At 61.3% G+C, this 21,672-nt stretch carries 15 protein-coding genes; 14 read left to right on the top strand and 1 reads right to left on the bottom strand.

The annotated features are described in order from the left end of the window. Nucleotides 1–30 precede the first annotated feature (30 nt). Nucleotides 31–1,011, bottom strand: a complete 981-nt coding sequence (locus Q2T94_RS02615; RefSeq protein WP_264268234.1) for an AAA family ATPase — start codon at nucleotides 1,009–1,011, stop codon at nucleotides 31–33. Between the two features lie 183 nt (nucleotides 1,012–1,194). On the opposite strand from Q2T94_RS02615, the gene Q2T94_RS02610 reads away from it, so the two are divergent. From Q2T94_RS02610 to Q2T94_RS02545, 14 genes are all read left to right on the top strand, one after another. After that, a complete protein-coding gene (locus Q2T94_RS02610; protein ID WP_302262764.1) occupies nucleotides 1,195–2,154 on the top strand; it encodes a TatD family hydrolase in 960 nt (319 codons plus the stop codon). A 319-nt stretch (nucleotides 2,155–2,473) separates the two neighbouring features. Next, the gene (locus Q2T94_RS02605; RefSeq protein WP_302262763.1) at nucleotides 2,474–3,589 is read left to right on the top strand and encodes a resuscitation-promoting factor; all 1,116 of its coding nucleotides are present in this window, start codon (nucleotides 2,474–2,476) and stop codon (nucleotides 3,587–3,589) included. Nucleotides 3,590–3,770: 181 nt separating this feature from the next. After that, nucleotides 3,771–4,652, top strand: coding sequence for a 16S rRNA (adenine(1518)-N(6)/adenine(1519)-N(6))-dimethyltransferase RsmA (gene rsmA, locus Q2T94_RS02600; protein ID WP_264268232.1), 882 nt, complete (start codon nucleotides 3,771–3,773; stop codon nucleotides 4,650–4,652). Then, nucleotides 4,649–5,590 carry a 4-(cytidine 5'-diphospho)-2-C-methyl-D-erythritol kinase gene (locus Q2T94_RS02595; protein WP_302262762.1) on the top strand — a complete coding sequence of 314 codons (942 nt, stop codon included), beginning with the start codon at nucleotides 4,649–4,651 and terminating at the stop codon, nucleotides 5,588–5,590. The genes rsmA and Q2T94_RS02595 overlap by 4 nt, the downstream gene beginning before the upstream one ends. Before the next feature lie 18 nt (nucleotides 5,591–5,608). Next, the gene (locus Q2T94_RS02590) at nucleotides 5,609–7,417 is read left to right on the top strand and encodes an ATP-binding cassette domain-containing protein (protein ID WP_302262761.1); all 1,809 of its coding nucleotides are present in this window, start codon (nucleotides 5,609–5,611) and stop codon (nucleotides 7,415–7,417) included. Nucleotides 7,418–8,017: 600 nt separating this feature from the next. Beyond that, a complete protein-coding gene (locus tag Q2T94_RS02585; protein ID WP_302262760.1) occupies nucleotides 8,018–10,096 on the top strand; it encodes a response regulator transcription factor in 2,079 nt (692 codons plus the stop codon). Beyond that, nucleotides 10,093–12,735, top strand: a complete 2,643-nt coding sequence (locus Q2T94_RS02580; RefSeq protein WP_302262759.1) for a helix-turn-helix transcriptional regulator — start codon at nucleotides 10,093–10,095, stop codon at nucleotides 12,733–12,735. Before Q2T94_RS02585 ends, Q2T94_RS02580 begins: the two co-directional genes overlap by 4 nt. Nucleotides 12,736–13,582: 847 nt before the next feature. Continuing rightward, nucleotides 13,583–14,350 carry a glycosyltransferase family 2 protein gene (locus tag Q2T94_RS02575; RefSeq protein WP_302262758.1) on the top strand — a complete coding sequence of 256 codons (768 nt, stop codon included), beginning with the start codon at nucleotides 13,583–13,585 and terminating at the stop codon, nucleotides 14,348–14,350. Continuing rightward, nucleotides 14,347–15,306: a glycosyltransferase family 2 protein gene (locus Q2T94_RS02570; RefSeq protein ID WP_302262757.1), complete on the top strand. Its 960-nt coding sequence runs from the start codon at nucleotides 14,347–14,349 to the stop codon at nucleotides 15,304–15,306. The genes Q2T94_RS02575 and Q2T94_RS02570 overlap by 4 nt, the downstream gene beginning before the upstream one ends. A 571-nt stretch (nucleotides 15,307–15,877) precedes the next feature. Beyond that, the gene (locus tag Q2T94_RS02565) at nucleotides 15,878–17,404 is read left to right on the top strand and encodes a glycosyltransferase family 2 protein (protein WP_302262756.1); all 1,527 of its coding nucleotides are present in this window, start codon (nucleotides 15,878–15,880) and stop codon (nucleotides 17,402–17,404) included. Continuing rightward, nucleotides 17,401–18,207, top strand: coding sequence for a polysaccharide deacetylase family protein (locus Q2T94_RS02560; RefSeq protein WP_302262755.1), 807 nt, complete (start codon nucleotides 17,401–17,403; stop codon nucleotides 18,205–18,207). The genes Q2T94_RS02565 and Q2T94_RS02560 overlap by 4 nt, the downstream gene beginning before the upstream one ends. Before the next feature lie 43 nt (nucleotides 18,208–18,250). Next, nucleotides 18,251–19,240, top strand: coding sequence for a GNAT family N-acetyltransferase (locus Q2T94_RS02555; RefSeq protein ID WP_302262754.1), 990 nt, complete (start codon nucleotides 18,251–18,253; stop codon nucleotides 19,238–19,240). Further along, nucleotides 19,233–20,183, top strand: a complete 951-nt coding sequence (locus tag Q2T94_RS02550) for a glycoside hydrolase family 16 protein (protein ID WP_302262753.1) — start codon at nucleotides 19,233–19,235, stop codon at nucleotides 20,181–20,183. Before Q2T94_RS02555 ends, Q2T94_RS02550 begins: the two co-directional genes overlap by 8 nt. Continuing rightward, nucleotides 20,176–21,651, top strand: coding sequence for a lipopolysaccharide biosynthesis protein (locus Q2T94_RS02545; protein ID WP_264268221.1), 1,476 nt, complete (start codon nucleotides 20,176–20,178; stop codon nucleotides 21,649–21,651). The genes Q2T94_RS02550 and Q2T94_RS02545 overlap by 8 nt, the downstream gene beginning before the upstream one ends. Nucleotides 21,652–21,672: the final 21 nt, after the last annotated feature.

Raw genomic sequence — 21,672 nt, 5'->3', positions numbered from 1 at the left:
TGCCCTCACCTTGCCTCTTCGCGTTCGGCGCTAGCCGCGTGCCCCGGCGCGCACCGGTATCGCGTTGAGGATTGCCACGAGGACGGATTCGGGATTGGAACCGGCGGCCTCGGCCCGGCGGTGCAGGATCAGCCGGTGCCCGAGCACCTTGGCGGCGATGTTGCGCACGTCCTCGGGCAGCACGTAGTCGCGGGCATTGAGCGCGGCCTCGGCCTTCGCCGCGCGCAGCAACTGCAACAGGGATCGCGGGGAAGCGCCCAGACGGATGTCGGAATGCTCGCGTGTCGCCCGTCCCAGGGCCACGACGTATTCCTTCACGGGTTCGGAGACATAGACCGCGGCAACGGTGTTGATCAACATGTGCAGGGCGGGCAGGTCCAGCACCGGGGCCAGGTCATCGAGCGGCGAGGTCGATTGGTGGGTTTCGAGCATCGCCATCTCGGCGGCGGCGTCCGGGTACCCCATGGAGATCTTGGCCATGAACCTGTCGCGCTGGGCCTCGGGCAATGGAAAGGTGCCCTCGAGCTCGATGGGGTTCTGCGTGGCGATCACCATGAAGGGCGTCTCCAGCCGCCGGGTGATCCCGTCGACGGTGACTTGACCCTCCTCCATGCATTCAAGCAGCGCGGACTGGGTCTTGGCATTGGCCCGGTTGATCTCGTCGCCGATCACGATGTGCGCGAAGACAGGGCCGGGTCGGAACTGGAACTCGTGGGTGTCCTGGTTGAAGATGGACACCCCCGTCACGTCCGAGGGAAGCAAGTCCGGGGTGAACTGGATGCGGTGCACCGTGCAGTCAACCGACTTGGCCAAGGTCTTGGCCAGCATGGTCTTCCCGACCCCCGGCACGTCCTCCAGAAGCAGGTGCCCCTGGGCCAGCAACACGGTCAGCGCGGTGCGGGCCACCTCGGCCTTGCCATCGATCACCGTGGCAATCCCGGCCAGCACTTCTTCGCAGACCCGGCCGAACTCGTCGGCGGGCAGAACCTGGGACTCGGTGGAAAGCGACATGCAATGTCCTCCTGGAGCGCATCCGATGGGTGGGCGGTCGAGGCCCTCCATCCCAACGATACTGCCAAAGTTGTGCCCCGCATCACACTAAATCAATCGTCTCTTCCTTCCGCGTAGGCTGGATGGGCGAATGGTCATTGCCCCCGGGAAGCAGGGGCATCTAGTGAAGGGGACGTGGCAACCATGTCTACGGCGGAACAAACGGCGCAAACCTCGAGGACGCAAGGGGTGCCGGAGGCCTACCTGCCCGCCCCGGTAGCGGGGGAGTCGGGCGCCCCGATCCGGAATGCCAAGGACGAACAGGGCAAGAAGCGCGACCTCTCCTACCCGCCCGCGCCGGCCCCGTTGCCCTTTGGCGTGCCAGACAACCATACGCATCTGGACTTCCGCGATGGCTCGGTCCACGTCACCGTCGCCCAGGCGCTAAATGCGGCAAATGCCGTGGGCGTACCCGGTGTCATCCAAGTCGGTTGCGACGTGGAATCCTCCGAATTCGCTGTCCGCGCGGCAACTGAGGATCCCCGGGTGCTGGCCGCCGTGGCGATCCACCCCAACGATGCCGCGCGCCTGGCCGCCACGGGTGAGCTGGATTCCGCGATTGCCCGGATCGAGGAGTTGGCGGCCCATGGCCGCGTGCGTGCCGTGGGGGAAACCGGGCTGGATTATTTCCGCACCGGCGAGGCCGGCCGGCCGGCCCAGGAACACTCCTTCCGTGAGCACATCCGCATCGCCCGCGAGCACTCCAAGGCCCTGCAAATCCACGATCGTGATGCACATCACGATGTGGTGCGCGTCCTGGAAAGCGAGGAACTTCCCGAGCGCGTGGTATTCCACTGTTTTTCGGGCGATGCCGAACTGGCCAAGATCTGCAACGCCAACGGCTGGTACCTGTCCTTCTCCGGGACCGTGACATTCAAGAATTCGCACGACCTGCGCGATGCATTATTGGTAGCCAACCCCGAATTGGTGCTGGTGGAGACCGATGCTCCGTTCCTCACCCCGCACCCCTACAGGGGCCGCCCAAACGCCAGTTACCTGATCCCGCAAACGGTGCGTTTCATGGCCGAAGCCGTGGGGGCGGAGCTGGAGGAATATTGCCGGACACTGGCGGCAAACACGAACCGTGTCTACGGGGAGTTCTAGCCCGTTTTGGGCACAAGGCAAGCACGAAGTGCTTGCGACCTTATTACGATTCGGTTACGGTTGGTTTTTAGTAGCCGGGATCGGGGAAGGTTCCCGGGTGCATTTGATTCTGCCTGCGGAGGGGAACCTCGTACCGCAACGCGACATCGACAGATGAAAAGAATTGGATTGTGCTCGCACCAATCAATGGGCACACGGTGGGCTGCGCCCGGTTTTGCCGGGAGCAACCGTTCACCCGCCGTGTACGCATCGATCTGCCCCGTGCCCGGGTTAGACCTAAGTTTGGAATCCTGTGCAGAATGCCCTCAAGAATCGTTGGGTGAAGATCGGCGCGCAAGCAGCCGTTTTGACCGCGTTGATACTCGGTCTGGTCATGTTCGTCGGAGGCAACAAGACCCTTGCCGTCGCCGTCGACGGCGAGAGCCAGAGCATCACCACTCGCGCCGCCACCGTGTCAGATGTCCTGGAGGACTCGTCGATCACCCTTGGTGAACTCGACGAAATCTCCCCGGCCCTGGATGCACCAGTCGCCGAGGGTACCCTCATCGACATCAAGCGCCACAAGGAAGTCAATGTGAGCATCGACGGCGTCGACCGCGTCGTGCACACCACTGGCCTGACCGTGGCAGATGTCGTGGACCAACTCAACGTTTCCGAAAAGGCACAGATCGAGCAGGCCCGCGCAATGGCCCTGGCCTCGCTGGCCAGCACCATCGAGATTTCCACTCCCAAGGACGTTTCGATCACAGCCGATGGCAAGAACAAGAAGCTGAACACCACCGCCGAGACCGTCGGCGATGCACTCAAGGCAGCCAAGATCTCCCTGGACAAGGATGACGAGATCAACGCCAAGGTCGCGGACGCCGTCGTGCAGGACATGGAACTGAAGGTCGTTCGCGTCAAGACCAAGACCGTCACCGAGACCGAGTCGATAGAACACGGCACCGACACCGTCAAGGACTCCGACGCACTGGTTGGCACCAAGAAGACCCTCGAAGAGGGCAAGGACGGCGAACGCACGCTCACCTACACCGTTACGTTGCGCGACGGCAAGGAATCCAAGCGCGAGCTGACCAGCGACAAGGTCACCACCAAGGCCGTTGACGCCGAGGTTTCCGTAGGCACCAAGCCAAAGCCGAAGCCCAAGCCCGAGGTCAAGGCCAAGGCACCCACGACTTCCGGCAGCGTGTCGAGCACCTGGGCCGCTTTGGCCAAGTGCGAGTCCGGCGGCAACTGGTCGATCAACACCGGCAACGGCTACTACGGCGGCCTGCAGTTCTCCGCCAGCAGCTGGCTCGGCGCCGGCGGCGGCAAGTACGCGCCGCTGCCACACCAGGCATCGCCTTCCGAGCAGGTTGCCACGGCCGAGGTGCTGCGCGGCAGCGGCGGCTGGGGCCACTGGCCCGCATGCTCCAGCAAGCTGGGCCTGCGCTAACAGACATACCGGGCCCAACGGCCCGATGCACCACCGCACAGGTGCACAAGATTTCACAATGAACAATGGGTTCCGCCTTGGATAGGGCGGGACCCATTGTTCATGGCAGCAACACCCCCGTGAGCCACCCGCAGCGGACGCCCCGGTCGGCGGCGCACGGGCCCTGAACTAGGATTGATACGTGACTTCCGTAGAATCGACCCCGCCACCACTGCTCGGTGCCACCGAGATCCGCCGCCTCGCCGGTGAGCTCGACGTGCGCCCCACCAAGACCCTGGGGCAGAACTTCGTCATCGACGGAAACACCATCCGGCGCATCGTGGCGACCGCCAAGCTCGATCCTGCCGAGACCGTGCTCGAGGTCGGGCCGGGCCTCGGCTCGCTGACCCTGGGCCTGCTCGATGCCGCCGCCCGCGTCGTTGCGGTGGAAATCGACCCGAAGCTTGCCGCCCGGCTGCCGCGGACCGCGGCCGAATTCCGCCCGGAGAAGGCAGCGAACCTCACTGTCATCCTCTCCGACGCGCTGAAGGTCACCGAGCTTGAGCACCCGCCCACGGCCCTGGTGGCGAACCTGCCCTACAACGTCGCTGTGCCGGTGGTGCTCCACTTGCTCGAGCATTTCCCCTCGCTGCAGCACGGCTTGGTCATGGTCCAGGACGAGGTCGCCGACCGCATGGCAGCCGGCCCGGGCAACAAGACCTACGGGGTGCCCTCGGTCAAGGGCGCCTGGTACGGCACCATGCGCAAGGCCGGCGTCATCGGCATGAACGTCTTCTGGCCCGCACCCAAGATCAACTCCGGGCTGGTCAGCTTCGAACGCGGCACCCCTCCTGAGACCACAGCCACCCGGCGCGAGGTCTTCGCCGTCATCGACGCCGCCTTTGCCCAGCGCCGCAAGACGCTGCGCGCAGCCCTGGCCGGCTGGGCGGGATCCCCTGCCCTGGCCGAGGCCGCACTGCTGGCGGCGGGAGTCGATCCGCAGGCCCGCGGGGAAAAGCTCGGCATCGCCGAATTCGCCGCCATTGCCGAGGCGAAGGTCGCCAACGAACCGGCAGCCCCATGACCCAATCGGTCGTTGCCCGTGCCCCGGGAAAAATCAACTGCTACTTCAGGGTCGGACCGCCCCGCGAGGACGGCTACCACTCGGTGGCCAGTCTGTACCTGGCCGTCTCCCTTTATGAGGACGTTGCCGCCACCGCCCGGGACGACGAGGAAATCCAGGTCTTCCTGCACCCGGACTCCACCGCGGTCTCCGACCCTGAGTCATTCCCGCTGGGTCCGGAAAACCTCGTGGTCAAGGCGGCAATGCTGCTGCGCGAACACACCGGACACTACGCCGGGGTCGATTTGTGCATCACCAAGCGCGTGCCCATCGCCGGGGGCATGGGCGGGGGATCAGCCGACGCCGCCGCCACGCTCGTGGCGTGCAACGCCCTGTGGGGCACCGGGCTGACCCGCGAGGAACTTTCCCGCTTGGGCGCCCGCCTGGGCGCCGACGTGCCTTTCGCCCTGCAGGGCGGCGCCGCCGTCGGCCTGGGTGTGGGCGACGAGCTGGCCCCGCTGTTGTTGCGCACGCGCACCGACTGGGTGCTGGTCCCTGCCTCTTACGGGCTGTCCACTCCGCGCGTGTACGGCATGCTCGACCGGTTGCGGGCCAACGAGGTCGTCGAAACCCCCACCGAGGTCGACCCGCGCATGGTCGGGGCACTGTTGGACGGGGACCTGGACGCGTTGGCGCCCCTGCTCGTGAACGACATGACCCGTGCGGCCCTGGCCCTGGCCCCGGAACTGGGCGTGGTGCGCGACGTCGGCGAGGCCGCCGGCGCACTGCACGCGCTGGTCTCCGGTTCCGGTCCGACGCTGGCCCTGCTCGCCCGCGACCAGCCCCACGGCGCTGAAATCATCGCCCAGCTTTCCGACGAAGCGGGCGTGGCAACCCTGCAGGTCCACGGCCCGGTCCCCGGAGCCGGTATCCTGCCCACCGTCATCGAATCCCCGTAACAAAAGGAGCACCACACCGTGGCCCACCTGCTCGGCGCCGAAAACGTTTCCATGTCCTTCGGCACCCGTACCGTCCTTGACTCGCTCTCCCTGGGCTTGGAGGACGGGGATCGCATTGGCATGGTCGGACGCAACGGCGACGGCAAATCCACGCTCATGCGCCTACTGGCCGGCCGCATGAGCCCGGACGAGGGCCGGGTGACCAAGCGCGGGGACGTCCGCGTGGCCTATCTGGACCAGTCCGACGTGCTCGACGGGGCTCTCTCGGTCGGGGAAGCCATCGTCGGGGAGGCAGCCGACCACGAATGGGCCTCCAACCCGCTGGTGCGCGAGGTCATGGGCGGTCTGGTCGGCGAGGTCGACTGGCACGCGGAGGTCAACTCCCTCTCCGGCGGGCAGAAGCGCCGCGTCGCCCTGGCCAAGCTGCTCATCGGCGAGCACGAAGTGATCATGCTCGACGAGCCCACCAACCACCTCGACGTCGAGGGCGTCGCCTGGCTGGCCAAGCACCTGAAGGACCGCTGGCGCGCCAACGCCAACGGGCTGCTGGTGGTCACCCACGACCGCTGGTTCCTGGACGAGATCTGCACGCGGACCTGGGAAGTGCACGATGGCACCGTGGACCCGTTTGATGGAGGCTACGCCGCCTACGTGCTGGCCCGCGCCGAGCGCGACCGCACCGCCGCGGTGGTGGAGAGCAAGCGCCAGCAACTGGTCAAGAAGGAACTGGCCTGGCTGCGCCGCGGCGCCCCGGCCCGCACCGCCAAGCCCAAGTTCCGCATCGAGGCGGCCAACACGCTGATCGCCGACGTCCCTGCGGCCCGCGACACCGTGGAACTGAACAAGATGGCCACCGCGCGCCTGGGCAAGGACGTGCTCGACCTCGAACACGTCTCCCTGGACTTCGGCACGGGCAAGCCGCTGTTCAACAACATCACCTTCCGCCTGGCCCCGGGCGAACGCGTGGGCATTGTGGGCGTCAACGGCGCCGGCAAGTCCACTCTGCTGCAACTGCTCAACGGCCAGATCGAGCCCACGTCCGGGCTCATCAAGCGCGGCAAGACCGTAAAGACCGCCATCCTGACCCAGGAGGTCAAGGAGCTCGACGAGGTCAAGGACATGCGCCTGATCGAGGTCATCAAGGCCGAGCGGATGTCCTTCGAGGTCGGCGGCAAGGAAGTCTCCGCAGGGCAACTGGCCGAGCAGCTGGGCTTCGGCACCGACAAGCAGTGGACCCCGGTCAAGGAGCTCTCCGGCGGTGAGCGCCGCCGGCTGCAGTTGCTGCGCCTGCTCATCGGCGAGCCGAACGTGCTGATGCTCGACGAACCCACCAACGACCTGGACACCGACACGCTGGCCGCCATTGAGGACATGCTCGACGGCTGGCCTGGCACCCTTGTGGTCGTCTCCCACGACCGCTACCTGCTCGAACGCGTGACCGACCACCAGGTCGCGCTGCTGGGCGACGGCAAGCTGCGCGGGCTGCCCGGCGGCGTCGACCAGTACCTGGAGCTGCGTTCCGGTGCGCAGGGCGGCGGCAATACCGGAGCGCCCACGGACAAGTCCGGACCCGCCGCGGTGGCCGAATCCACCGGCCCGAGCGAGGCCGAGAAGCGCGAGGCCCGCAAGGAGCTGAACCGCGTCGAGCGCCAGATGAACAAGCTCGAGTCCTTGATTGAGAAGCTCCACGGTCAGATGGCGGTGGCGTCCGAAGCCATGAAATTCGACGAGGTCTCAACGCTCAATGCCACCCTGCGGGGAGTCGAGATGGAAAAGGAAGAACTCGAAATGGCTTGGCTGGAAGCCGCTGAAACCTTGGGTGAGTAACTGTTCGACCCACGACTTCGCTACCGCCCACTCGTAGAAAACCTCACGTGACCTAACAAATTCGCTTCCCCGTTTGGCAAAAATGCCAAACGGGGAAGGGCGGAAGTCGTGGATTGGTTCGATTCACACTCCGAATCACATACGTCACCAAGGGAACAACGGCCACCGGCGGATCTGGCCGGGCTTAACCGGCTTGCCTAGGCGAGCCTGAAACCGAACTATTCGATGGCGGGGGCCTTCTTGACGGGGCCACATTCAGTGAGGGCGCCACCGGCGCTACCAGTCGCCAAATCTCCCAACGGTTGCGCAGAAGGTTCGCAATATTCAGGGCCACCGACACCAGATCCATCAGCGCCTGGATGTAAAGTCGCACGCCGAACGGAAGACGTTTCGCTGGTTCCGTTACCAAGCGGTTAATCCCCATTGACATGAGACACACGGGGGACCTTCGTGGAAAGTCTGCACTAAAGGGAACGAAAATGTTCGAAACAGGTGATTACTTGGCCAAGTCGCCGTAGGATGGCTTGCAAGTTGCATGAGACTGTCTTGGGGACGGGCACACGCATATTTTGCCGGTAGTTGGGGAACAGGTGAATAACGATGTTGGATCTTGCTTGGCGTCCTGATTTATTGGGCACCACCAACGGTACAGGGGAAAAAAACAGCGGGAAGTCCTGGGGAGGACGAACGCGTGAGCACTATTTGGATCTGATCAAGGACGCCATCACAGACAGCAGCTCAATGTCCGTGGTGTTGACTGGAAGCCATGCTGACGACCGTGTGGATTTGGTGGCCCAGGCGATCAGGGCAGTGGATGCCTCGTGCGAGCCGATTCATGTCAGCGGAACGGTATATGCACAAAAAATGGGCTTCGGTGCGTTGGCATTCCTACTGGCCGATGTCGCAGAAATCGAACAGCTCGGCCTGACGGGAATCATGCGGGCCATTGCCAAGCGAAATCCTCATCGGCCAGTGGTTGTCGTTCAGTATCCTCAGCTGTTGGACCGTCAATCCAAGGATGCGCTGGCTCAAATGGCATTCAGCCGGAGCGCGTTGGTCATATTGCTGATGGTGCACGGTGAAATCATGCCCCCTGAATTCCTACCTATCACCGGCAGAGCAGGCTGTACCGAAATATGCTTTGAGCCGCTGGGACTTGACGAAGTGCATCGGGTTCTCATCAAAGAGTTCAATGCCGTTCCAACACCTCTGACAACGGGCGCACTATGGCATCGCGCGCATGGAAACATGGGCTTGTTGGTGGCCCTTGCTCGTGAGGCGATAACCAATGGCAAGCTGTGCCTCCAGGGGGAGCACCTCGTTTTGCTCCCCGGGGCATGGCCGCGGGGCGGCCGCGTGGAAGCGTTGGCCTGGGCCCAAATGTCAATGTTAAGTCACTCCGAGAGGCGCTTTCTCCAGAGACTGGCGAGACATGGAACGATACGGCTCGTGGGGTTGAATCGGGATCGACTAAAAGACGTCGACCACCTCATCAGCTCTGGATTTGTTAGAAGAATCGGCCAGTCACTCGAGGAAGTCACGCACAGCTCCACGTTTCTCCAGGAATCCCTTGGGAGAGAAAGCCGCGCGGCCGCGGTCGGTCATTCAATCAACGACAAGGGCAACTTCTTTGCTTTCATTTCAGGGCAGGGAAGGCCATGGTGCGAACAGACCCACATAAAAACCCAACCGTCAAGGAACCTGTGTCGGCTCCTCGACGAGCTGCGGAACAGTCTCTTGGATGGTGAACTCGAAACCGCGGAGCAATCCATAGCCAACATCATCACTCGCTACCTCGATGAACTGCCTGCAGAACTGTTCGAAGCCGTTGTCATCGCCGAAACCATTTTGGATGTTACCGCAGGTCGCCTGAGTCTTGCACTTCCCGTACTGGAATCGTCACTGGCCCAACTTCAGGTATCAGGGCATGACTACGATCTTTGGATAGTCCGGGCCATGCTTGTCTACGCAAGCGAATCTGGCCGCGTTGCCGAACACGCCAGGATGCCTTTCGACAGAAGCTGGGAAACAGCACGCTGGTGGTTTACAGAGTTGCTGTCTTCGGTTGGAACCAGCTCCGCTATAGGGCGGAACATGGAGGAGAGCCAGCTCCAGGGGACTGGCAACGGAAAAATCCTTTGCAGCTTAGCTGCTTTGCGGAACGGGCTTCAGCCAAGCGTCCAACCTCGGCGGCCTTCTACGCAAACGACCACGACGATTGGGCTGGCATTCGCACTCATATATGCAGGCTGGGAAAACGGACACGAATCGTCAACGCTGGCCGGTCTCGAAAAGTTGGTGGAAGCGGGTTTTGTGGTTTACGCCTTGCCGGAATCAAACCGTTTCCTAGATTCAATCTCGGCGGCAGGAAAGACGGCAGTTGCTGGTTTCGTCAATCGCAAGCGCAGGGGAAACGGGGCGCATCCGACCTCAGGCAATGATCAATTCCCGGGTCAAGAATCCGAGGTGCTTCAAATGCTAACGAACCGCGAAAAAATGGTGGCTTCGGCTGCGGCGCAAGGAATGAACAACCAGCAAATTGCCGATGACGCCGGTGTCTCTATCCGCACGGTTGAGGGGCATCTCTATCAAATCTATTCGAAACTGTCCTTGGGTGGACGGCGTGAACTTAGCTCCTTGGTCGGGACCCTGGGTCTCAATAACCGTGTCGCGTCATGAGCGCGGGGGAGCGGGAAGTTCCCGGTCGTGCCAGGCTGGCGGCACGCCGGGAACTGGCAAAAATATTGACAGAACCTGCATCAACGGGAGTCGTGCTTTCGGGCCCGATTGGATGCGAAAAATCATCGCTGGTGGACAGGGTGCTGAGAGGAGAAAAGCTGGAGGCGGTTCGCTTGCTTTGTTCTGCCGTGCTCGGTGAAAGCAATTTCGGGACCTTGTCACCACTATTGGTCGATTTCACAGAACCCCTGAAAGAAGCAGGAGTCCTGAAACACGTATGGAACCTCTTGCGTTCACCGAAACCGGGCGGGAAGACAATCGTGGTGGTGGAAGAGGCCGAACATCTGGATGAGGCGAGTGCCTTTGTCCTGACACAGCTGGCATCGGCTGGTTGTATCAAGTTGATTTTGATGACAGTGGGGCAGGGACACAGCGAGCGTGTGGTGGCGGGTAGTGAGCTCGGAGCGCGACTGGCCAGGATCATACTGGGGAAGTTTTCCGACCGTGACGTCGCAGACTACTGCCAGGAGGAACTCGGACGGTTGCCGACCACAGCCTCTGCGCGGGTTATCGCCGCAGCCTGCGGCGGCAATGGAATGCTCGTAGGAGCTTTTCTGCGTTCTGCCAAACAACAGGAGATCCTTGTTGAATCACGGGGCAGGTATGTGCTCGAGCAATCGCGGATCAATCTGGATGTGCATCTGGCCGATGCAGTCATCCGAATTCAACAACGTCTCGACTCCGCTGATGCGACGGCGCTGGAAATACTGGCCCTGGGCGGAGCAGAAGAGGTCACGTTCTTGGCGAAGTACACTGGTGCGGACGTCGGCAGGCTAGTCGACGCCGGACTGGTGAGGCAAGTTGCCGAGTCTCGGGTTGAAATTGCGGCGCCTATCCATGCCCAGATCCTTCGGGACCTCATCCCGCCCGGGCGCAACTTGCAACTGATGGAGCGGGTCATCCAGCGCTCAGTCGACCATGGAAGTCTGCCCGAGTCCGTGTTGTGGGCATGTGAAAACGGCAGACACCTTGAAACCCGGCTTGTCCTTGAAGCAACCACGTTGGCCAATAACCAGCTGGATTTCCCGACGGCTTGGCGCTTGTGTCAACACTCGAATGTACTTGGGAGCAGGCCAGCATTCGCCCGGGAAGAGGTGCGTGCCTTGATGGGTATGCGCAGGTACCAGGAGGTCATGGATACGGTAGGAAAGTTCTGTTGGCAATGTCCCGATGTGGCGCACCTACGCGAAATGAAGCTAATGCAAAGCGTCGCCTTGCGCCGCAACGCCGGCAGCCGAGAAGAGACACAGCACCTCCTACAGGAATGGAAAAGCTGCACAGCAAGACTGGAATCAATGGACGAGCCGGGGGAAGCGCGAGAAATTGCCCGGAATCAGAGGGCCATCGAGATTCTTGAAATGCGCATCGAGCTTGTTGACCGCACGAATCTAGGATCAATTCTGGACAGGGCCAGGCGGTGTGAAAAATTATGCGACGACAACGGCACCGAATTGCTCATTTGCCGCGAACTCATATGCGAAATCCTGATGGACATGGGCAGCTTTGTTGAAGCTGCCGATCTTGCCCTTGAATCCCTGCAATCGATGAGTGCAGGTTCCCCCTCCGAAAACATTGAATTTCACCCCCTACTGGCAGTTGGCTTGCGATCGTTGTTTGCCGTCGGCGACTATACAACGATCGGTGCTCTCAATGAATCGGGACGCTCCGGCTCACTGGAAGTGCAGCTGGATAGAAGCGGCATGCTTAATTTCTGGTCGGCATTTGCAACGATCCAGCAGGGGCGGTGGCCGCTTGCCAGAAATTTCTTGGACGACTCCCGGGCGGAATTGGCCTGCTACGACCCCGACGGCCTGTACCCCTTGGCCGAGGCGCTGTACGGCTTCCAAGAATCGCAAATGGAGGGTGCCACGTTCGACGGAGGCCATGAACGTCGCGAAAACCCTATCGAACACGGAAATAGTCGCGTCGAAATCACCGACGTTTTGATGTTAGCCACCGGATACCGGCAACTATCGAGGTCGCCGAAGGAACCGGAAGCCATGGTCGCACTCATCGAACGGGCCCGAGCAGAGAAACGCAGTCAGACAGAACACCACCTGCTGATCTTGTTGTGGAAAATGTCGAATGGTCTCCGTGACCGACCGCGGGCGCTGGACCGCCTCGAGACACTGAGCTCCGAAGGTGTGGGTCGACGATGCGGCACACTTGCGGCTGCCATGGGCATGGTGCGCTCAGGGCAATTCGTAGACATCGTCGGTGCAGCTGAGCTGATGTTTTCTTGCGGGGAGACCTGTCTTGGAGCCGAACTTCTTGCTTCGTGTCTGCGTGGCCACAACGATGGCATCGACGAGAGGAAGCGTGGGGTCCTGCTGCGTCAATTGGCTTCGTGGGTCACGGAACTTGGTGGCCAGAGTTGGGGAGCGTTGAGCGAGGCCATGAATGAACGTGGGGTGACAAACCGTGAAAAGGAGATCATCGAGTTGGTCGGCCAGGGGAAAAGCAACAGGGAAATTGCACAAAGCCTGACAGTTTCGCAACGCACAGTCGAGGGACACCTCTACCGGATCTTCGCCAAGCTAGGGATCAGTGGACGCGCGGAACTAGGAAACCTTGGTTAGGCTGAGCAATCGAAGGCGTTGGTGGAAATTCGAGTGGACGATCGACAATTTCGCGTAGTTACCGGTCAACAATAAGGTATCCAATACGCGTGGTTATCGTCCCATGACCTGACTATTCTTTGAATTAGCCCGGGGAAGAATATTGGTTGGTTGATCGAATTACGTGCACTGGATTCGCGATTTCCATTCGAATAATACGCCGGGTATAGGCAGGCGTTAGCGTAAACCGCCTGCGTATTCAGGACTGGAGTCGGCGGTTGGCGATTGTCCATCTTGGGCGATCGACCCCCCAGCAGCCGCCGGCTCCTTGTCCTACTGAAGAGGCACCCTTAGCCGGTCCCGGACAACACCTGTTGCTACCGACCGTTGAGCAGTTCAAGACAAAAGCTCGTCGCCCGTCAGTCTTCGCCAATTTGCCTTGTGCGGTCGGCGAAGGCTGACGTCGATTCATGTACTCCCTCACTACAAGGCATGAGGTCCAAGCTCGCGGAGCAACTTTTTCGGGTTGACATGCGGCCCGCTCCGCATATGCCCTACCTGCGTCCTGTGCAGATCCAGGGAGTAGTCAACTTACTTCGAAAGTGAGTAGTGGGCTAGGTGAAACGCCGGGGAAAACGCCCACACTAGAGTGCTTTTTACGCGTGGCCAACCCCGTCTTGGTGCCTAGCCTTGGGCTTACAGCGCTCACAGGATGCCCCGTCGCCGCGATGGGGATACTGCGCGCTTGCGTCGCTATTGATCGGACAATGCGACACCGCATCCACATTTTTGGGATGCAACTTTCCTAAACTACTTGGGGGTAATTTAGATGCGCGGTTTACAAAGTGGTGCAAGCGTTTCGCTTGTCGTGCCCACGTTCAACGAAGAACTAAACGTGGGCCATGTGCTCGAGGCATTGCCGCCTGGAATAGATGAATTCATTCTCGTCGATGGAGGATCAACCGACGGAACAGTGGGGGTTGCTCGGGACGTCATTCCTGACATCGTGGTGATTCAACAAGCTCGAAAGGGCAAAGGCAACGCCCTCGTCGCAGGTTTCGCTTCGGCGAGTTGTGAACGGATCGTGGCCATCGATGCGGATGGTTCCATGGACCCAGCCGAAATTGCGGCTTTTCTTTCGGCCATGGACGACGGTGCGGAATATGTCAGGGGCAGCCGGTTCCTGCCAGGGGGCGGAAGCACCGATATCACGAGACTTCGGACATTGGGGAATCATTTCCTGAATGGCATCGCCAACGCTTTCTTCAGAACCGCCTACACAGACCTCTGCTACGGGTTCAACGCCATGACAAAGGAAAGCGTGGAGGCATTCGACTTCCCGGATCCTTTCAATTCGTCTCTTGGCCACGTTTGGGGTGACGGTTTTGAGATCGAAACGATGATGAGCATTCGTGCAGTCAAGGCGGGACTGAAGATCGCAGAAGTTCCAAGCTTCGAGGCGGATCGGCTCAACGGTGAAAGTAACCTGAACACGTTCCGGGACGGTGGCCGCTGTCTGCGCACCTTGATTGTCGAAAGAATGTCTGTCGCGCGGTCAGCGGGCGCTCCCGATTCGTTTTGGAATGCCCGAACAGCTGGGAACACCCTGCACCGGAGAGGCCTAGGCCAGGCATGAAACGTTTAGTTTCTGTTGTCATTTGTGCATTTACCGAATCACGCTGGAACGACTTGGTCAGGGCCAGGGCTTCACTGGCCTGCCAGTCGATGGATCCAGCAGAAGTGATCATCGTGATTGACTACAATCCACGATTGTTGGAGCGGGCCCGAGAGCAATTCTCGGATGCAGTGGTGGTCGCGAACACTGAAGCCAAAGGGCTCTCAGGGGCAAGGAACTCGGGAGTCGCCAGGGCATCGGGAGAAATCGTCCTATTTCTTGATGACGATGCGGTTGCGGACACGCAATGGGTCCGGTACATGACCGAACCGTTTATTCACTCCGACGTGGTTGGAGTCGGCGGAATGGCGCTGCCTAAATGGGATGCAGGACAACCGCCATCCTGGTTTCCCGAAGAGTTCCTGTGGGTTGTCGGTTGCAGCTATGTCGGGCTTCCCGCGGATGGCGATTACATCAGGAACCCTATTGGATCATCCATGGGATTTAGACGCGCGAGCATAGTCGACAGCGGTGGCTTTTCGTCCGGACTTGGAAGGATCGGTGCCAAACCTGTCGGCGGCGAAGAAACCGAGCTATCCATGCGCATGAGGCAACATTCGGCAAACCATCGAGTGGTGCTTTGCCGCAAGGCTGTGGTGAATCACCGGGTCACCCTGGAACGTCACCGGTTGGCTTACTTCATGAGGCGCTGCTATTGGGAGGGAGTGAGCAAGTCAGTCATAGTCAGGCGTCAGTCCGCCCGGATCAACGAGCACGCGGAAAGTCTGCACACGGAGAAATCCTACGTATTGACCGTTCTGCCTGCCGGGGTCAGTCAGGGCATTGGAACGGCGTTGAGGAACCGTTCGCTTAGGCCGTTGGGAATGTCCCTGGCGATCGTAGGTGGACTCCTGGCGACATGTGTAGGTTATGCGCGTGGCTCGCTTGTCCCGGAACCTCTCAGGAATGTCGCATAGTTGCTCTGCCATGATGACCAAGGGTCCGCGATGTCCCGCCTGCGGGGACCGTCTGCGCTCCAAGGCCGGTCGAGGGGACGTTCGCGGGTTTCTCCGCCAGCGGCACCCTTGTCTGCGGCAGTTCGACAATGTGTGGTCGGCGCATCGACAGGCCGTGTGCGACAACGACGATGATGCTGATGTGCAACCGAGTGGTGCCCGAGAGTCTCGCGTTTGCCAAATAGTCCAACCGCTCTTCAAAATTTGCCTGTCAAGGCGTAGGGTGCTGTTTCAATGGCGAACTAGTCTTCGCCACTTAAAACCACCACTGGGGGCGGCTGTGGTTATCTTGATTCAATGGCGGGCGACTCGATGCCAGGAGACAACGGCTTCGATCCCGAGCCCATTTCATGGCGGAACAGCCGCGCCGGCACTGACGGGACACATGACTGTTCTTTGGGATGCTTCTTGCCGCGCAGAGGGAGGTCTTTCCGCGATGACGCCAAGCGGACAAGCAATTCTTTAATGAGCACCCCGCCACGAAACAGCTTTGGGAGCTGGATCCAGGCGGTCGAACTTGGGGGAATAAAGCATGATGTCGAAAACGAGCCCGAAAATTTTACCGGGCTACCAGGGACAACCTGAACGTCTGTCGCGGGGTCTTGGGCGTATCACTGACAGTGCGCGCGTGATGCCGGTTCGAGGCAGCCGTCAAGGGTTGAAATGGCCTCAAGGCGGAACGCAGGGCGGCGCACAGGTCGGTACGGCTGAAATCGGTAGAGCGGCAGTCAGTGCGTTGTTCGCGAGCGTGTTGGCCGGAATGGCGTTGGCGACCGCCAGCCATTTCAAGATACGGAAGTCTGGCGGGAGATCCGCAGGCATGGGGATGGTTCTTCCGGTGCTGCCGTTGATCATCGACCTGAAGAACCCATCGGCAACGCTGGATGCGCTTGAATCCGGAGCCAGGTATCGGAAGGTGCTGTGCCTGCTCACCAGGGACGGCGACCCAGTGTCCAAACTGAGCTTCCAACTGGCCGAGCATGAAACCGTCACCCCGGCGGTGGTCCGTCAGCATTTGGCCGCGAGAGCATGGCCCGAAGCTGCCGGCGCGGATCGATCCACCTCGTCCAACCCGAACGTTTACCCCTCGGTCACCGTTGTCCTCGCGACGCGCAATCGCCCCGAACAGCTGGTGGAGTGTCTGGCTTCGATTGAGTCCGGGACCCTGAGGGCCGAGCGCATCGTCGTTGTGGACAACGCGCCGTCGGACAAGCGTACCGCCGAACTCATGGCCCTGCGCACCCGGCAAGACCCGCGGTTGGTCTATGTGCGCGAAGACAGACCGGGACTCGCCCACGCGCACAATGCCGCAATGCCGCACATCGCCACGGACGTCGTCGCCTTCACCGACGATGATGTCCTGGCCGACCGCCGCTGGCTCGAACGTCTGGTGAAGGTCTTTGCCGAAGATCCGTCCGCGGTCTGTGTTACCGGCATGATCGCTCCGCGTGAGCTTGACACCCTTCCGCAACAATGGGTGGAAGGCAACATGACCTATGACAAGGGGCTGCACCGGCGCGTCTTCGACGGAACCCGGGGCAATGCAGAGTTTCCCCTGATGCCGTACACCTCCGGAGCCTGCGGATCCGGGGCCAACATGGCGTTCCAGACAAGGTACCTGCAAAATGCCGGGGGATTCGAAGCCGCCCTGGGCACCGGAACCGTGGCGATGGGTGGCGACGACTTGGCGGCATTCCATGACGTCCTGGCTTCGGGGAACCGGCTCGTGTATGAACCGGCCGCGATCGTTTTGCATCCGCACCACCGAGACTATGCTGCGCTGCGCCGCCAGGTCTACGGATACGGTGCCGGACTGGGGGCGCACCTGATGCGCTGTCTTATGCACGATCCGCGCATGGTGCTCGCATTTGCCGGGAATGCCTCAATCCTGCGGTCGCGCGCAACCAACATCATGAACCCGCCTGTCGTCGCCGGGCTTCCGCCCTATCCAAGGGATCTGCTGCGCGAACACCGGCGCGGCCTCCTGTCCGGGCCCTGGAGGTACCTGCGAAGCCGACGCCACCTGAAGCGCCAGATCGTTGCAGGGGGAACACCATGAACACGGTGATCCCGATCCTGCTCTACCATTCCGTCCAGGACGATGCACCCGTGGGCTTCGGCCCTTGGGCAGTGACATGCAAGCTGTTCGCCGACCACATGGATGCGCTGCTCAGGCTCGGGTACACGGGGCTGTCCGTCGGGGAAGTGGTCAACCTGATCCGATCGGGTGCCGAAGTGCCGCCTCGGAGCGTTGCGGTGACCTTCGATGATGGATTCGCCGATTTCGCCTCGAATGCCTGGCCGGTGTTGAAGCATCGCGGATTGCCGGCCACCTTGTATGTGACAACGGGAGTGGTCGGTGGTCGCAGCGAATGGCTTGGGCCGGTGGGCGCCGGGGAACTGCCCATGCTTGACGGCTCGGCCATCAGGGAGCTTGCCGGTGACGGCGTCGAGATGGGTGCGCACAGCGTGACCCACCCGCAACTTGACTGCATAGGACGGGAGGCCGCATCCCGGGAAATCGCCGGAAGCAAAAAGGCCCTGGAAGAACTGATCGAGCGGCCGGTGGACACCTTCGCCTACCCGCACGGCTATCACGACAAGGCAGTCAGGCAAATGGTCATCGAGGCCGGGTACTCCTCGGCAGCGGCCGTGCGCAACGCACTGAGTCATCCGCAGGACGACCCTTTCGCCCTGGCCCGGTATACGGTGATGGCCGATTGCAGCGTGGAACACCTTGAAGCGGTGTTGGCAGGCACGGCCGTGAAACGGGCCCGCCCACAGGAACGCTGGCGTACCCACGTCTGGCGGCAGGCGCGCCGGTTCCGTGCGTCAAAGGCGAGGTGGGGATCCAATGCTTGAACCAGTGGTGGTATCACCGGTTCCCCGGAAAAAATGGCGCAGCATGCTGGACGCCGACCAGGAGGCGCTACCCGACCACGCCCCCGAGTGGGTCGATGCGCTGACTTCCGGCGGCCGCTATCGGGACGCCAGCAGGCTCTACAGCTTTGCCGACGGCCGCGAATTCCTGCTTCCGCTGGTCCAACGTCGAGGACTTGCCGGACTGGGCGGATGGCTTCAGTCCTACCCACCGGGCTGGGGAGTCGGCGGCTTGGTGGGGGCGGAAGCGGATGCAGAAACGACTCGGGCGATCCTGCATGACCTGCGTAAACTTCGTCTACAGCGCATAGGCATCTGGCCGGACCCGAAGAAATGGCAGGCGTGGGCCGATGCCGTCGACGAGGGGGTGCTCGCCATCCCGCGTCGTGCCCACGCAGTAGACCTCAGTGGCGGTGCCGAAAGCGTCTGGAAGGGCATGTCCCAGTCCTCGCGCCGCCACGTCCGCATGGCCGAGCGTGAAGGCGTGCGCATCGAAATGGGCCACACCGATGCACTCCTGCGCGACTTCTATGCCCTGTACCTTCTGTCGATTGACCGGTGGGCGGGGCAACAGCATGAGCCGCGGGCGTTGGCTCATGTCCGCGCCAAACGGCGTGACCCCTTGGGCAAATTGCAATTGCTGGCCCGACATCTGGGCAGTGGGTACCAGGTGACGATCGCATACGTAGACGGCAAACCCGCGGCCGGCTCGATTGTCATGTTGGCCGGTACCGCCCATTACACGCTCGGTGCCATGGACCGCGAACGGGTCGGCAAGAGCGGCGCGGGATATTTGGTGCAGTGGAAAAACATGGAACGTGCCTGTGAATTGGGGTGCACCACATACCATATGGGGGAGTCCGGCGAATCGGAGGCCCTGGCACAGTTCAAGGAGAAGCTGGGAGCAGTTGCCTACGACTATGCCGAGTTGCGGTTGGACCGCCTGCCGTGGACCCGCGCAGATGCCGCCATACGCGGACTCGTAAAACGCCTGTTGGGATTCCGCGATGTTTAACAGGATCTGGGGAGCAGCGATTGGTGCTGCAATTGCACTGTCCCTGGTTTTCTCATTGGCCACCAGCACCCGCCATCAAATCCTTGACACGGATTTTTCGCCGCTTGCCTCGGCGGTCGGAACGACGGGAACCAATGATTCCCCGAGGCAGGGGAAACCTGCAGATCCGGCGGGAGAATCCGAACCGGGGGCATCCGTGGTGCCCGTCGAACCGGCCGACGAAAGGATCTTGCTGGATGAACGTTTTGATGAAAACACCCTGAATGAGTCGATCTGGAATCGGTGCCATTGGTGGGACAAGGGTGGTTGCACCATTGCCACGAATAACGAGCTCGAATGGTACATGCCGGAGCAAGCGAAAATCGCCAACGGGATCCTGAACCTGACGGCGGAGGATCGCCGGGTTTACGACTCGGAGGGCAAACCGTTCGACTATGCCTCGGGCATGGTCACGACCGGACCCCCGGCATACGATAAGCCGGCGAAATTCGCGTTCACCTACGGAAAGGTCGAGGTCCGGCTCAAAATGCCGGCGGGCCGTGGACTATGGCCGGCGATCTGGATGCTTCCGGCAAGCACGGAACCGGTCCCCGAGGTCGACTTGCTGGAATTGCTGGGCCATAAACCGGGGATACTTCGGATGCGCATGCATCCAAAGAACGACGCGGAACGCTCGCTCGGCCATAAATATGCGGTCCCCGGCGGATACACGCTCACCGAAGGCTGGCACACCGTCGGGCTGGACTGGACGCCCGGTCGGCTGAAGTTCTTCCTGGACGGAAAGCAGGTGTGGCAGCTGGACGACGAACGGGTTCCGGATGAACCCATGTACCTGGTGATGAACCTTGCCGTCGGGGGAGACTTTCCCGGAAACCCCGACGAGTCAACGGTTTTTCCCGCGACGATGAGCATTGACCACGTCCGGATCCTGAAAAATGACTAGCGAGAAGATCGGCATTGCCAGCTCGCTCAGGGCACGGTTCAACGATCCGTTACGACGCAGTGCCGATGCCCTCATTATCGGCACCGGACTCACCTCCGTGCTGGGGCTTGCCTTCTGGGCGCTCGCCGCCCGATGGCTCCCCACCTCGGCAGTCGGCATTGGTGTGGCACTGATGTCGACCGTCGCCTTGCTTGCCAACTTTGCAACCTTGGGGATGAACAACGGCCTGATTCGATTCCTGCCTGCGGCCGGATCCGGCACAGCACGGATCATCATGAGCTGCTACGCGTTCTGCGCCGGGGCCGCCATGTTTGCGGCAGGGATCTTCCTTCTGGGACAACCCCTGTGGGCCGAAAAACTTGGCTTCCTTCGCGACAACCCGGTGGCGATGCTTGTCTTTGTCGTTGGCACGGCGACATGGGTGCTCTACGTGTTGCAGGATCAAGTGCTCATCGGTCTGCGCCGTACCGGCTGGGTCCCGATTCAGAACGGCCTCGCATCCGTGTTCAAGATCGCCCTGCTTCCGTTGTTCGCCGGTGCCGCCACATGGGCAATTTTTGCGGCAACCATGATCCCTGCCTTGCTGGCGGTGCTTCTTATCACGGCACTGGCTCTGCGGTACGCGCGCCAAGCTGCGGCCCGGGATTCCCGGCCGGCGAAGGAAACGCGGGTTCCGATATCAAGCATTGTGCGTTTTGCCGCGTCCGACCATCTGGCAACCATGCTTTGGTTTGCGACCAACGATGTCCTGACATTGATCGTGCTCCAGGTCGCCGGAGCCGAAGCCAGCGCGTACTGGTACATTGCCAACGCCATCGGGGAATCGTTGTACCTGATCGTCAGCAACGTGGGAAGCGTCTTGATTGCCGAATCGGTACACGACCCGGCCCATGCAACTGCATACGCACGCAGGGCGTTGTTTCATGGCGCCCAACTGGTGGTTCCGGCCGCGATCCTAGGCATTGTTTTTGCCCCGTTTGTTCTGCGTTTGATGGGACCGCACTACGCGGAAAACGCGACGTCGACCCTGCAACTTATCTTGGCGTCGGCAATCCCGCACCTGATCGTAGGCATAAGCGTCAGCACGGCCAGGGTGCGCGGAAACATGCGCGCGGTCGTAGGGGTGTATGCGTTTATTTCGATCAGCACCTGGGTGGGCGGATGGTATGCCCTGCACACGTGGGGGCTTGCCGGCATCGGACTGGCGATCCTGATGATCCACAGCATCACAGCGGTGTTCCTGCTGATGACGGGGCGCACGGGCCTGTGGGACAACGAGCGTGGATGGCGTTCATTCGTCGATGGGGCCGGACGACTGCACCATTCACGGAGGACCAAACGCAAACTGGAGCGGACCGGACATTCCTCTCCCACTGCACACAATGCCTGCGGAGTGCCGAAGGCACGGGGCACTAACTGGCCAAAACCCTGGCCCAACACCATTGCGACTGCCGGGGAGCGGCAATGAAAACGCAAACCACATCGAGTG

The organism is Paeniglutamicibacter sulfureus, assembly GCF_030512175.1.
GTDB classification, from domain to species: Bacteria; Actinomycetota; Actinomycetes; order Actinomycetales; family Micrococcaceae; genus Paeniglutamicibacter; species Paeniglutamicibacter sulfureus.
The sequence above is the reverse complement of the archived record's forward strand: the minus strand, read 5'-3'. Positions and strand labels throughout refer to the sequence as shown.